The following is a 13,480-nucleotide window of genomic DNA, read 5'->3' on the forward strand; positions in this document are numbered from 1 at the left end:
TCGCGATAGCGGTGGGTCAGGCAATTAATTTTCGACTGACCCACCGCTATCGCGAGCAGGCTCACTCCTACAGGGTTCTCTGTTGCTAGAAGGATGCACAAAAAAAATGGCAACCGCGTCAACGGTTGCCATTTTTTGAACGGCGTGATTACTCGCCGTAAACGTCAAAGTCGAAGTACTTGTCTTGCACTTGCTTGTACTTGCCGTTGGCGCGGATTTCGGTGATGGCTTTGTTGAATTGCTCAGCCAGAGCGGTATCGCCCTTGCGCACTGCAATGCCGGCGCCGCCGCCGAAGTACTTGGCGTCTTCGTAGGTCGGGCCAACGAATTCGAAGCCTTTGCCGGCGTCGGTTTTCAGGAAACCGTCGCTGAGGTTGACCGAGTCGGCCAGCATGGCATCGAGGCGACCGGCAACCATGTCGAGGTTGGCTTCCTGCTGCGAGCCGTAACGCACCAGATCGATCCCGGCGGGCACCAGCACTTCGGTGGCGTAACGGTCGTGGGTGCTGGCGCGCAGCACGCCGACCTTCTTGCCTTTGAGCTGGGTCAGCGGGTCGGTGATGTTGGAGCCTTGCTTCATCACGAAGCGTGCCGGGGTGTGGTAGTACTTGATGGTGAAGTCGACGTTCTTTTTACGGTCGTCGGTGATGGTCATGGACGACAGGATCGCGTCGATTTTCTTCACTTTCAGTGCAGGGATCAGACCGTCGAATTCTTGCTCGACCCACGTACACTTCACGTTCATCTGCGCGCACAGCGCGTCACCGATATCCACGTCGAAACCGGTCAGTTTTCCGTCAGGGGTTTTCATCGAGAATGGCGGGTAACCGGCTTCGATGCCGATGCGGATCGGCTTGGCGTCTTCGGCCACAGCGGTCAGGGACAACATCGACAGTGCCAGGGCACCGAACATCACTAGCTTTTTCATTTATAACTCCTGTGTGCGGAGGCTTTTATTGGCAGCTTACGATTGGCTTTCGGTCGGTGAAAACCGAAGTGGCCGGCAGTCTAGAGTGGCTGCAGACGGGCAAATTGTGTTGAAGCGACAAATACTTATAAAAAAGTGGCTCGTGCAATGGCATCCCTTGAAGCGTGCGCCAAGGCGGTGCAAAGACTGTAGAACAAGCCATTTTTCAGATAAAACCTACAAACAAGAACGACAGAGAAGCCTGATGCCAACACTGAATCTGATCCAGCACCACCCCGCCGAAGGGCCTGGTGCGATTGCTGACTGGGCCACGTCCCGAGGCCTGACGCTAAACGTCTTTCGCGCCGACCTCGGCCAATTGCCACCCGTCAGTGCGGCACCGGTAATGGTGTTGGGTGGGCCTTATGAATCCAACGCCGGGCCACAGTGGCTGGAGGCGGAACGGCAGTGGCTGGCGGGGAGCCTTGATCAGGGCGCTGCGGTGTTTGCGATTTGTCTGGGGGCACAATTACTGGCGTTGAGCCTGGGCGGCAAGGTGCGGCGGATGGCGCGCATGGAAACCGGCTGGACCGAGGTGACCTTCGGCGATGGGCAACGGTTGAATGTATTGGAATGGCACGAAGACGCGATCGAGCTGCCGCCTCAAGCACAGTTGCTGGCCAGCAGTGATCAATGCGAACAGCAGATGTATCGCGTAGGGCCGACGCGGGTGGGGTTGCAGTTCCATCCGGAGTGGAATGCCGAGTCGGTGGCGATGCTCAATGAACACTTTGGTGAGGAATCGCCGCTGCCTCGGGGTGAACAGGACAGCGCCGCTTACACCGCCGTTTATGAGTGGTTGCAGGCGACGCTGGATGGGTGGTGGACCGTTTCGTCAGCTATTCGCCACGGTTGATCAACATTCACACCCTATGGCGGCCGGGGCTGGCCGTTGCACCGCCACACTCAACTCAAACCCCTCATCCAGCCACCCCGTCACCCCGCCGATCATTTCCTTGACCGGGTAACCCAGCGCTGCAAGTTTCACGGCGGCCTTGTTGGCACCGTTGCAATGCGGGCCCGCGCAATACACCACGAACAAGCTGCTTTTCGGGTAAGCCGCCAGGCTTTCAGCGGTCAGCAATCGTCCCGGAATGTTGATCGCGCCCGGCACATGGCCACGCTCGAACGCCAACGGACCACGAACGTCCACCAACACAAAATCCACCTCGCCGGCCTGTTGACTGCCGTGGACGTCGGAACAGTCGGTTTCGAAGGTCAGACGGTTGCTGAAATGCATCAGGGCGATGGCCGAAGGGGCGGCGGGAATTTCGCGAACCAGGCTGGTCATGGGCTGTACTCCAAAGTGCGGGTGGGTGTGAGAAGACTTTATCCGCCCGACACTTGCCGCTACAGTGGCGCACAAGACACTTACCGGGAACTTTACGCCAAATGCAGTCCACCCCTGGATTAGTCGCGATTCTGGCCTACGACGGCCTCTGTACTTTCGAGTTCGGCATCGCCGTGGAGATCTTCGGCCTGGCGCGGCCCGAGTTCGACTTCCCGTGGTACGAACAGCGGATTGTCGCCGTGGATCAGGGGCCGATGCGCGCCATGGGCGGTATTCAGGTGCTGGCCGATGGCGGCATGGAACTGCTCGAAGACGCCCGGACCATCATCATTCCTGGCTGGCGCGACCGCCACGCGCCGGTGCCCGAGCACTTGCTCGACGCCCTGCGAAAGGCCCATGCGCGGGGCGCACGATTGCTGTCGATCTGCTCCGGCGTGTTTGTGTTGGCGGCGACCGGTTTGCTGGACGGACACGGCGCCACGACCCACTGGCGCTATACCACCGAACTGGCCGAACGCTTTCCGAACATTCTGGTGGACCCGCAGGTGTTATATGTCGATTCCGGTCAACTGATCACCTCGGCCGGCAGCGCGGCGGGCATCGATGCGTGCCTGCATTTGGTGGCACGGGATTTCGGCACACAAGTGGCAAACTCGGTGGCGCGACGGCTGGTGATGTCACCGCAACGCACCGGCGGCCAGGCGCAGTTTATTCCCACACCGGTCAGCCCGACGCCGCGCAGCGATGTATCACGCGTCATGCAATGGGCGCGGGAGCGCTTGCACGAACCGCTGGAGGTTCGGGAATTGGCGAGTGAGGCGGCAATGAGTGAACGGACGTTTCTGCGCAGGTTTACAGAAGCCACCGGGATGCCGCCCAAAGCGTGGTTGCAGCATGAGCGACTGGCCCGGGCCCGGGAGTTGCTGGAGAGCACCAGCGACAACACGGATCAAATCGCCGAGCGCTGCGGGTATCGATCCGTGGAGAGTTTTCGCGTGGCGTTTCGAGGGGTGGTGGGGGTGCCGCCGGCGGTGTATCGGGAGCGGTTTGGGCGTGGGGACAAGGCTGCTTTTTGAAGTGTTTTTGAGGGCCCCTTCGCGAGCAGGCTCGCTCCCACAGGATTGTGTGAACACCGAAAATCCCCTGTGGGAGCGAGCCTGCTCGCGAAGGCGTCAGCCCAGTCACTACCGACCTCAAGGCTTACGCAGCAGGTAGGTATCCATAATCCACCCATTCGCCAATCGAGCCGCCTTGCGCACCCGCTCAATCTCATCCGCCACATCCTTGAGCTTGCCGCTGATCAGGATTTCATCCGGCGTGCCCAAATAAGCCCCCCAGTAAATCTCGGTCTCCTGAACAGCCACCTGATGGTAGGCATCCTGCGCATCCAGCATCACCACCACACTGTCGGCATCACTCACCTGCCCCGCCGCCAGCCGTCGCCCGGTGGTGATTTCAATTGAGCGACCAATGCGATTGAGCGGCACTTTATGCTGCGCCGCCAATGCCTGGACGCTGGTAATGCCGGGAATCACCTCAAACTCAAACACGCAGCGGCCCGATGCCAGGATCGCCTGCAAAATCCGGATCGTGCTGTCATACAGCGACGGATCGCCCCACACCAGGAAACCGGCGCACTGGTCGTCAGTCATTTGCTCATTGATCAAGCGTTCGAAGGTCAATTGCTTGGCAAGGTTGAGGTCTTCGACACTGGTCGTGTAGTCCACTTCACCGCGCTCACGCTCGGGGCTGTGAGCTTCGACGAAGCGGTAGTCGCGATCGGTGATGTAGCGCTCGCAGATCTCGCGCCGCAGATCAATCAACGAGTCTTTGCTCTGGCCCTTGTCCATCAGGAAAAACACATCGACGCGGTTCAGCGCCTTCACGGCCTGCATCGTGATGTAGTCGGGGTTGCCGGCGCCGATGCCGATGACCAGCAGCTTTCTCATCACTGCCCTCCTTGGGCATCAGTGCCGAGCAATCTCAGACGCCAGCGCCCGGTGAACCGCAATTCGATGGTCGACAACGGTTCAACGTCGATCTGGTTGAACGCCGCGCCCTGCAATACTTGGGTCAGTGCGGCGCGTATGACAAACGGATGGGTGATCGCAACAATGTGCCCCGGTGTCGCTTCAAGGGTTTTCAGCCACTGCGCCACGCGCAGCCCCAATTGCGCCACCGACTCACCGCCATGCGGCGCCGAGGTCGGGTCATCGAGCCAGGTCTGGAGCGCCTCGGCTTGCGATATTTGCAAGTCATCAATGGATACGCCATGCCACTGTCCGAAGTCGCAATCGCTCAACGCCGCCACGACTTCAACCTCATCGCCAAACAAAGCGGCCGTTTGCCGGGTGCGCAACTCCGGTCCACACAGTAAACGCGGTGTCCGTTTAAACGCGTGACGACGCGAACCCTGCGCCGATTGCCAATCCATTTCCAACGGTTCATTTGTAGGAAAACGCGCCAATTTCTGTGCGACGGTTCGCGCATGACAGATCAGAGTCAAACGGGTTGCTTGCACGGATGATCACCCTGTCGATGAAACAAAAGACGGCAATACGCCGCAAATAGTTGCCCAATTGTGCCGCAAGAAGCCCGGTTCAGGGCGTTTCGTTTTAATCGGCAAGTACGGGTTACCAGTTCAGCGAGTCGATGAAATTCGGCAATGTCCGACACGGTTATAGGCGATGTCCTACAAGCCCTATCCACTTCCGTGTAGCCCTTGTAACACGCAGGTTTCGCCCCGTTTTGGGGCTCGAAGAAATCACGAAAAAATTCACTAGACTTGTAGAGTCCGCTACACAAATACTGTTTTAGCAATTTATGAAATGAAACCGACACACCCATCCAGCAGGAGCCCGGATGCCCACCCTTAGAGACCTGATTACCGACGCTGGCCTGGAATTGACGCCGGCGGAACGCAAAGTCATACGTGCCTTGCTGGACCAGTACCCACGTAACGGACTCGGTCCGATGTCACGTTTGGCCGAACACGCCGGTGTCAGCGATCCCACCATTGTGCGGCTGGTGAAGAAACTCGGATTCAGCGGTTATGCCGATTTCCAGGATGCCCTGCTCAGCGACATGGACCACCGCTTGCGGTCCCCCAGCGCCCAGTTGCAACCGCGCTCCCATCTGCAAAAAAGCGATGCCTGGAGTCACTATCTGGAGGATAGCCATCGGGCACTGGTGGATACCCATGCGCTGACCCAACCCGAAGACATCCGGATCCTCGTCGAGTGGCTGCTCGACACCCGTCATCAGGTGCATTGCTTTGGCGGGCGCTTCAGCAGTTTCCTCGCCCACTATTTGCTCAACCACCTGCGCCTGCTGCGACCCGGCTGTTTTGCCCTGGAAGACAACGCACAACTACCGGACCGAGTGTTCGACGTGCAGCGTCAGGACGTGGTGCTGGTGTTCGACTATCGCCGCTACCAGTCGCGTACCTTGCGGCTGACCAGCGCCGTCAAGAGCCGATACGCCCGGGTGGTTTTGTTCACTGACATCTATGCTTCACCGCTGCGGGAGATGGCGGACCTGATCATCAGTGCGCCGGTGGAATCGGTGTCGGCCTTCGACACTATGGTGCCTGCGCTGGCCCAGGTGGAAGCGTTGATTGCCTGCCTGACTTTGCGCAGCCCTGATCTCGCCGATCGCCTGGAAGGCATCGACACCCTGCGCGGCGAATTTGACACTCACCTGCTGGAGGATAAATAAGGATGTTTACGCTCCCCCATCGCTCACCCCGGGACCTGCCGTTTACCGCCGACCACACCGCGTTGTTGCTGGTGGACATGCAGCGCGCCTGGCTCGAACCGCAGTTCGACCCGCACCTCAACGGGCCCGACGCCGAATACTTCCTGACCCGTGCCCACATGCAGGTAGTGCCCAATCAACGCCGGCTGCTGAGTGCCTTTCGCAGCGCCGGGCAAAACGTGCTGCACACGATCATCGAAAGCCTCACCGCCGATGGCCGCGACCGCTCGCTGGACCACAAACTCTCGGACATGCACGTGCCCAAGGGCAGCCCGCCAGCGCGAATCATCGAAGACCTGACACCCACTGAGAACGAAATCGTCTTGCCCAAGACCTCCTCCGGGACGTTCAACTCCACCAACATCGACTACGTGCTGCGCAACCTCGAGACCCGGCATCTGGTCATCGCCGGCATCGTCACCGACCAATGCGTAGACATGGCGGTGCGTGACGCCGCCGACCGCGGTTACCTGGTGACGCTGGTGGAGGATGCCTGCGCGACCTACACCCCGGAACGCCATTACGCCTGCCTGAACGCGATCAAAGGTTACTGCTGGATCACTGACACCCAGACCGTCCTCGACCGGTTGCGGGAGATGCAGGCATGAGCGCACGCCTCTCACCACTGCCCATTACCACCCTCGTTACCACTGACCTGATCGGTGTGACACGCGGTCGCTCGTTTCCCACGGACGAACTCGAACACTACCTGGCAGCGGGCTGCGGCTGGGTCCCGGCCAACAGTGCATTGACGCCCCAAGACATCATCGCCTCCACCAACCCGTGGGGCGCTTATGGTGATTTACGGCTGATCCCTGACGTAAGCAGCCGGGTGACGGTCAGCAATGGCCCGGATGACACCGCCCCGGTGCTGGATTTCATTCACGGTGACCTGTGCGAAACCGATGGCCGCCCATGGGGCGCTTGTCCGCGCACTCTGTTGCGCAATGAAGTCGAGCGTTATCGTGCCGAACTGGGCTTGCAAGTCAACGCCGCGTTTGAACACGAATTCAACCTGAATAGCGGCGCGCCAACACACCTCGCGTTCTCCCTTGAGGCCCAGCGCCAGGGCGCCGAATTCGGCGGCTGGTTGCTCAGTGCGCTGCGTGCCGGTGGCGTCGAACCCGAGATGTTCCTGCCCGAATACGGTAAACACCAATACGAAATCACCTGTCGCCCGGCCCTCGGTGTGGCCGCGGCGGATCGCGCGGTGAACGTACGCGAAATCACCCGCGAGATCGCCCGGCAGATGAACCTGGACGTGAGCTTCGCGCCCAAGACCTCCGAGCACGCGGTGTGTAATGGCGTGCACCTGCATGTCAGCCTGCTGGACCTGGCCGCTCAACCGGTGATGTACGACCCCGGCACCACCAACGGCCTGTCGACCCTCGGCCAACATTGGGCCGCCGGCATCTTGCATTACTTGCCTGCGCTGTGTGCGTTGACGGCGCCGACGCCGGTGTCCTACAAACGATTGCAGCCTCATCACTGGAGTGCGTCCTACGCCTGCCTTGGCCAACGCAACCGTGAAGCGGCGCTGCGGATCTGCCCGACCGTGAGCCTTGGCGGCAAATCGGTGGCGGCGCAATACAACGTGGAGTTTCGCGCCCTGGACGCCACGGCCTCACCACACCTGGCAATGGCGGCGCTGCTGATCGCCGGGAGACTGGGCATCGAGCAGCGCCTGGCCTTGAACGCGATCACCGATGAAGTCCCCGACGCCCTCAACGAAGAGCAACGCCAGGCCCGCGGCATCGTCGCCCTGCCCGCGTCCCTTGCCCAGGCACTGGACTGCCTGCGCCATAGCGAGGCACTGATCGAAGCCTTGCCGAGTGCATTACTGGACACCTACTTCGCCCTTAAATCCGAGGAGTTGACGCTGACGGAACAGCTGTCGCCCGCCGAACTCTGTGAGCACTATGCACGCCTGTACTGAATCTTATGAACTCGGGCTTTTTACCGAGCCGGCCTTCACCTTGAGCCGCGAAACCAGCGAGCATCCGCTGATTCTGGTGTGCGAACACGCCAGCCGCTTTATCCCGGCCGCACTTAATGGACTGGGCCTTGACCACGAAGCGGCCCGCGAGCATATCGCCTGGGATATCGGCGCCCTGGCGCTGGCGCAGGGTTTGTCCAATGCGCTGGGTGCGACGTTGCTGGCGGCCAATTACTCGCGGTTGCTGATTGACCTCAACCGCCCGCTGCACGCCCCGGACAGTATTGCGACCCAGAGTGAGATTTATCCAATTCCGGGCAACCAGGTGCTGGACGAGGCCACTCGCGAGTACCGCCGGCGATGCCTGTTCACACCGTTTCATTCGCAGCTGCAAACCTTGATCGACGAACGTCTCGCACAAGGCCGGCCGGTGCGGGTGGTCGGCATTCACAGCTTCACCCCGGTTTACCACGGCCAACCCCGAGCGCTGGAAGCCGGTGTGCTGGTTGGCGAAGCCAAGGATTATGCCCAACGATTGATCGATGGCCTGAGCCAGCACCCGTTGAAGGTCGCCGTCAATGAACCGTACAAGATCAACCCGTTGGGCGACATGACCGTCCCCGTGCACGGCGACGCGCGCGGGTTGGAGGCGGTGCTGATCGAGGTACGCAACGACCTGTTGCGCACGCCTGAAAACGTCAGTCGCTGGACCGACTACCTGGCACCACTGTTGTAAACCGGTTACTTCAAACTCGCAGCCAGCCGCTGCTTACACCCCAAGGAGAAGGGTCTCATGGAAATTGAGAAATTTGGCTACAAGCAAGAATTGAAACGCAGCCTGACACTGACCGATCTGGTGGTGTACGGGATGATCTTCATGATCCCCATCGCGCCCTTTGGCGTGTACGGCTATGTCAATGCCGAGGCACCGGGCATGGTGCCGCTGGCCTATATCATCGGCATGGTTGCGATGCTGTTCACGGCCCTCAGTTACGGCAGCATGGCCCGGGCTATTCCGATTGCAGGCTCGGTGTATTCCTACGCACAACGGGGCCTCAACCCCCATGTCGGGTTTATCGCCGGCTGGCTGATGCTGCTCGATTACCTGCTGATTCCACCGCTGCTCTACGTTTATGCTGCGATGGCGCTGAATCACCTTTACCCGGACATCCCGAAAGTCGGTTTCATCCTCGCGTTTTTGGTCAGCGCGACCTTTGTGAACCTGCGGGGCATTACCTTCACCGCACGCATGAATATCGTGTTTCTGCTGGCGCAACTGGTGGTGCTGGGGATCTTCCTGTTCTACGCCTGGAACGCGCTGCACAACGGCGGCGGTAACGGTCAGCTGACGCTGGCGCCGCTGTACAACCCCGACACCTTTAATTTCGCCCTGCTGATGCAAGCAGTGTCGATTGCCGTGCTGTCGTTCCTCGGGTTCGATGCAATTTCCACCCTCGCTGAAGAAATCAAAGGCGACCCGGGCCGTAGCGTCGGCAAGGCTGCGTTGATCACCCTGCTGGTGATGGGCGCTATTTTTGTCGTGCAGACCTGGATTGCCACGGATCTCGCTGCTGGTATGGGGTTCAAATCCGCCGACACCGCATTCTATGAAATCGCCGACATCGCTGCCGGCAGTTGGCTGGCCAACCTGTCCGCCGTGGCCACGGCCCTGGCCTGGGGGGTGGCAGTGGCGATCACTTCGCAAGCGGCGGTATCGCGCCTGCTGTTCGGCATGGCCCGGGACGGCAAGCTGCCCAAAGTGCTGGCCAGGGTTCACCCCAAACACAACACCCCGTACCTGAGCATTTACCTGGTGGCGGTGCTGTCACTGGTGATCTGCTACCTGTTCATCAATTCGGTGGACACCCTCACTTCGCTGGTGAACTTCGGCGCGTTGAGCGGTTTCATGTTGCTGCACCTGACGGTCATTAACTACTACTGGCGCCGGCAGAAGTCCGGCCAGGTGATCAGGCACCTCGTCTGCCCGTCGGTTGGCTTTATCATCGTCGCGGCAATCATGTACAACATGGGGGTTGATGCACAGAAACTGGGCCTGATCTGGATAGCGTTGGGGCTGGTGTATCTGTTATTCCTCAACAAATTGGGCGCCAGCGCAGTGCTGCCCGACCCGAGCAATGGCTGACAAGAAAAAGGGCGGCGTCTGACAACAAATCAAGCGACCGCTGCTTTCACGCGTGGAACCCGACAGTGATAGTCAGGTTCGGTGCACAACACCGAGCCCTTTGATACAGGAGTGCAGCCATGCTGGTCTTACGCCCAGTCGAGTTAACCGACCTGCCCCAGCTACAACAACTGGCACGCGACAGCCTGGTAGGCGTCACGTCGTTGCCGGACGACACCGAGCGCCTGCGCAGCAGAATTGTTGATTCCTGCGCCTCATTCGAAAAAGACGTTGAGGAACATGGCCCGGAGAACTACTTCTTCGTGCTTGAGGACCTGACGGCCCGGCGCCTGGTCGGATGCTCGGAAATCCTGGCCACCGCCGGCTTCAATGAGCCGTTCTACAGCTTGCGCAACCGCCACTTCACCAGCGCCTCCCGGGAACTGAACATCGAACATGGCGTCCCGGCACTGTCGTTATGCCAGGACCTCAACGGTCACACCTTGCTGCGCGGCTTTCACATCGACACCCCGCTGGTGCGCACTGCATTTTCGGAGTTGCTGTCACGGGCGCGGCTGCTGTTCATCGCCGCCCATTCACAGCGATTTGCCGAAGCGGTGATCACCGAAATCGTCGGCTACAGCAGCGATGACGGGCAATCGCCGTTCTGGGATGCGCTGGGTAAACACTTTTTCGACCTGCCTTATGCCGAGGCCGAACGACTGTGCGGCCTGGAAACCCGGACCTTCCTCGCCGAACTGATGCCGCAGTACCCGATCTACGTGCCGATGCTGCCCCAGGCGGCGCAGGACTGTATCGGCCGGATTCACCCCGACGGCCAGGAGGCCTTCGATATTCTTGAGTGTGAAGGGTTTGAAACCAACAGCTACATCGACCTGTTCGACGGTGGCCCGACCCTGTATGCGCGCACCTCGAACATACTCTCCATCGCCCAAAGCGTGACTGGCACGGTGCAGACCGGTTCGTCCATCGAGGCGCGCTGTCGGTACCTGGTCAGCAACGACGCACTCAAGGGCTATCGCGCGATCGTAGCTGAGCTGGATTACCAAGCCGGGCAGCCGGTGGGGTTGAGCGCCGACATGTGCATAGCCCTGAACGTGACCGATGGCAGCCCGATCCGGCTGATCGCCCTGTGAGCACCATCCGGCCCCGCGCCCAACGACAGCGCACGAACAGGTACGAAGAAGGAGCAGCATTATGATTGTCCGCCCGGTTAGCGTCACCGACCTGCCTGCCTTGATGGATCTGGTGCAACAAGCCGGCCCCGGGTTCACCACCCTGCCGGCCAATGAGGAACGCCTGGCGCACCGGGTGCGCTGGGCCCAGCGGACCTTCGCCGAACAGGTCGAGCGTGCGGATGCCGATTACCTGTTTGTGCTCGAGGATGACGATCAGCACGTGGTCGGTATCAGTGCATTGGCCGGCGCCGTAGGCCTGCGCGACCCCTGGTACAACTATCGGGTCGGGCTGACCGTCAGCGCTTCGCCGGACCTGGGGATTGAGCGGCAGATTCCGACCTTGTTTCTGAACAACGAAATGACCGGCCAATCGCAACTCTGCTCGCTGTTTCTGCGACACGATCAACGCCAGGGTACAAATGGTCGCTTACTGTCGCTGGCGCGTCTGCTGTTAGTCGCCGAGTTCCCGCAACTGTTCGGCGACAAGCTCATCGCCGAACTGCGTGGCAGTGCCGACGAACAGGGTTGTTCGCCGTTCTGGGACAGCCTGGGCCGGCACTTTTTCAAGATGGAGTTCAGCCACGCCGATCATCTGTCGGGGCTGGGCAGCAAATCATTCATCGCCGAACTGATGCCGCGCCAACCGCTCTATACCTGCCTGCTGACCGAACAGGCCCAGGCCGTGATTGGCAAAGCACACCCGAATACGGAGCCGGCAATGAAAATCCTCAATGCCGAGGGGTTTGCCCACAAGGGTTACATCGATATTTTCGACGCCGGGCCGGTGATTGAGGCTCCCGTGTCGAAAATCCGCACCGTGCGCGACAGCCAGGCATTGGTACTGGCCATTGGCACGCCCGATGAACAGGCGCCGGTGTGGCTGATCTATAACCGCCGCCTGGAAAACTGCCGCATTACCGCCGCCCAGGCGCGAATGGTCGGCAACAGCCTGGTTGTCGACCGCCTCACCGCCAAACGCCTGCAACTGCAACCCGGCAGCTCGGTGCGTGGGGTGCCTTTGCTCAATCAACAGCAGCAGGCTGTTGCTGCGTAAACGTCTGATGGCGAGTGCTGCGCACTCGGACGCAGCCTTCGGCAGCTGCTACAAGGGCAAGTGTTACGCCGGAAATCAAGTCAACGGCTTTGTAAATCCGTCATCACCTTCTCCTCGTCCGCGTGATAGCCTTTTGTTCTTTCGGCGTTGACACTTTTGCTCAAGCCCTTCCATTCCAATTGCAGTGGTGGAACTCGTATGTCCAGGCTTTCCCATCAAGATTTGCGTCGTAACTTTCGCGAACTGTTCGCTTCCAACACCTGTTACCACACGGCTTCGGTCTTCGACCCGATGTCGGCCCGCATTGCGGCTGACCTGGGTTTTGAAGTGGGGATTCTGGGCGGCTCCGTTGCATCGTTGCAGGTGCTGGGCGCTCCCGACTTTGCGTTGATCACCCTCAGCGAGTTCGCCGAACAGGCCACACGCATCGGTCGTGTTGCACAATTGCCGGTCATCGCCGACGCCGACCATGGCTATGGCAACGCGCTCAACGTGATGCGCACCATCGTCGAACTCGAACGCGCCGGCATCGCCGCACTGACCATCGAAGACACGTTGCTGCCGGCGCAATTCGGCCGTAAATCCACCGACCTGATCGGCGTCGCGGAAGGCGTCGGCAAGATCCGCGCTGCGCTGGAAGCCCGGGTTGATTCGGAAATGGCGATCATCGCCCGCACCAACGCCGGCATCCTGCCCATCCAGGAAATCATCAACCGCACCCAGCAATACCAAGCCGCCGGCGCAGACGGGATCTGCATGGTGGGCGTGCAGGACTTCGACCAACTGGAAAAAATCGCCGAACACCTGAGCGTGCCGCTGATGCTGGTCACCTATGGCAACCCGGCGCTGCGCGACGACAAACGCCTGGCCGAACTGGGCGTGCGGGTGACCATTGACGGTCATGGTGCTTACTTCGCGGCGATCAAGGCGACGTACGACAGCTTGCGCGAGCAACGGCAGATCTTTACCCAAGCCTCGGACTTGAGCGCTACGGAACTGACGCATACCTATACGCAGCCTGAGGATTACATTCGCTGGGCTGAAGAGTTTATGCGTGTGAAGGAGTGATGGCTCAACAGGTTTAGCTGTATTACCTGTCATGACGCCATCGCGAGCAGGTCGAATCGTCGCACCGTCGCTCCCACATTGGATTTG

Annotated in this window: 14 protein-coding genes; 10 read left to right on the forward strand and 4 right to left on the reverse strand. The window is 60.1% G+C overall.

Annotated elements, in window-relative coordinates; all coding sequences use genetic code 11:
• Positions 1 to 148 precede the first annotated feature (148 nt).
• Positions 149 to 928, reverse strand: a complete 780-nt coding sequence (locus AC1DWM_RS26285; RefSeq protein ID WP_223512915.1) for an ABC transporter substrate-binding protein — start codon at positions 926 to 928, stop codon at positions 149 to 151.
• Between the two features lie 244 nt (positions 929 to 1,172).
• Here AC1DWM_RS26285 and AC1DWM_RS26290 point away from each other — a divergent pair, with 244 nt between their 5' ends.
• Positions 1,173 to 1,823, forward strand: a complete 651-nt coding sequence (locus tag AC1DWM_RS26290) for a type 1 glutamine amidotransferase (RefSeq protein WP_223512914.1) — start codon at positions 1,173 to 1,175, stop codon at positions 1,821 to 1,823.
• On the opposite strand, the gene AC1DWM_RS26295 is transcribed toward AC1DWM_RS26290, so the two are convergent.
• The gene (locus tag AC1DWM_RS26295; protein ID WP_223512911.1) at positions 1,824 to 2,258 is read right to left on the reverse strand and encodes a rhodanese-like domain-containing protein; all 435 of its coding nucleotides are present in this window, start codon (positions 2,256 to 2,258) and stop codon (positions 1,824 to 1,826) included.
• 101 nt (positions 2,259 to 2,359) lie between these two features.
• On the opposite strand from AC1DWM_RS26295, the gene ftrA reads away from it, so the two are divergent.
• Positions 2,360 to 3,334 carry a transcriptional regulator FtrA gene (gene ftrA, locus AC1DWM_RS26300; protein WP_477796527.1) on the forward strand — a complete coding sequence of 325 codons (975 nt, stop codon included), beginning with the start codon at positions 2,360 to 2,362 and terminating at the stop codon, positions 3,332 to 3,334.
• 117 nt (positions 3,335 to 3,451) lie between these two features.
• On the opposite strand, the gene cobF is transcribed toward ftrA, so the two are convergent.
• Positions 3,452 to 4,207: a precorrin-6A synthase (deacetylating) gene (cobF, locus tag AC1DWM_RS26305; RefSeq protein ID WP_223512904.1), complete on the reverse strand. Its 756-nt coding sequence runs from the start codon at positions 4,205 to 4,207 to the stop codon at positions 3,452 to 3,454.
• A complete protein-coding gene (locus AC1DWM_RS26310) occupies positions 4,207 to 4,779 on the reverse strand; it encodes a histidine phosphatase family protein (protein ID WP_223512901.1) in 573 nt (190 codons plus the stop codon). Before AC1DWM_RS26310 ends, cobF begins: the two co-directional genes overlap by 1 nt.
• Positions 4,780 to 5,120: 341 nt before the next feature.
• On the opposite strand from AC1DWM_RS26310, the gene AC1DWM_RS26315 reads away from it, so the two are divergent.
• The 8 genes from AC1DWM_RS26315 (at position 5,121) to AC1DWM_RS26350 (ending at position 13,393) form a co-directional block, all read left to right on the forward strand.
• Entirely contained in the window at positions 5,121 to 5,975 is an 855-nt protein-coding gene (locus AC1DWM_RS26315) for a MurR/RpiR family transcriptional regulator (RefSeq protein WP_223512898.1), read from the forward strand.
• Between the two features lie 2 nt (positions 5,976 to 5,977).
• The gene (locus AC1DWM_RS26320) at positions 5,978 to 6,622 is read left to right on the forward strand and encodes a cysteine hydrolase family protein (protein ID WP_477796528.1); all 645 of its coding nucleotides are present in this window, start codon (positions 5,978 to 5,980) and stop codon (positions 6,620 to 6,622) included.
• A complete protein-coding gene (locus AC1DWM_RS26325; protein WP_477796529.1) occupies positions 6,619 to 7,950 on the forward strand; it encodes a glutamine synthetase family protein in 1,332 nt (443 codons plus the stop codon). The genes AC1DWM_RS26320 and AC1DWM_RS26325 overlap by 4 nt, the downstream gene beginning before the upstream one ends.
• Positions 7,934 to 8,686, forward strand: a complete 753-nt coding sequence (locus tag AC1DWM_RS26330; RefSeq protein WP_223512887.1) for an N-formylglutamate amidohydrolase — start codon at positions 7,934 to 7,936, stop codon at positions 8,684 to 8,686. Before AC1DWM_RS26325 ends, AC1DWM_RS26330 begins: the two co-directional genes overlap by 17 nt.
• A gap of 57 nt (positions 8,687 to 8,743) precedes the next feature.
• A complete protein-coding gene (locus AC1DWM_RS26335; RefSeq protein WP_477796530.1) occupies positions 8,744 to 10,093 on the forward strand; it encodes an APC family permease in 1,350 nt (449 codons plus the stop codon).
• A gap of 119 nt (positions 10,094 to 10,212) precedes the next feature.
• Positions 10,213 to 11,229, forward strand: coding sequence for an arginine N-succinyltransferase (locus tag AC1DWM_RS26340; RefSeq protein ID WP_223512885.1), 1,017 nt, complete (start codon positions 10,213 to 10,215; stop codon positions 11,227 to 11,229).
• Between the two features lie 61 nt (positions 11,230 to 11,290).
• Positions 11,291 to 12,325 (forward strand): arginine N-succinyltransferase, encoded by a 1,035-nt coding sequence (astA, locus tag AC1DWM_RS26345; protein ID WP_477796531.1) that lies wholly within the window; start codon positions 11,291 to 11,293, stop codon positions 12,323 to 12,325.
• A gap of 198 nt (positions 12,326 to 12,523) precedes the next feature.
• A complete protein-coding gene (locus tag AC1DWM_RS26350; protein WP_223512883.1) occupies positions 12,524 to 13,393 on the forward strand; it encodes an isocitrate lyase/PEP mutase family protein in 870 nt (289 codons plus the stop codon).
• The last annotated feature ends 87 nt before the right edge of the window (positions 13,394 to 13,480 follow it).

The sequence above is a fragment of the Pseudomonas sp. P4_C8 genome (genome assembly GCF_056401975.1).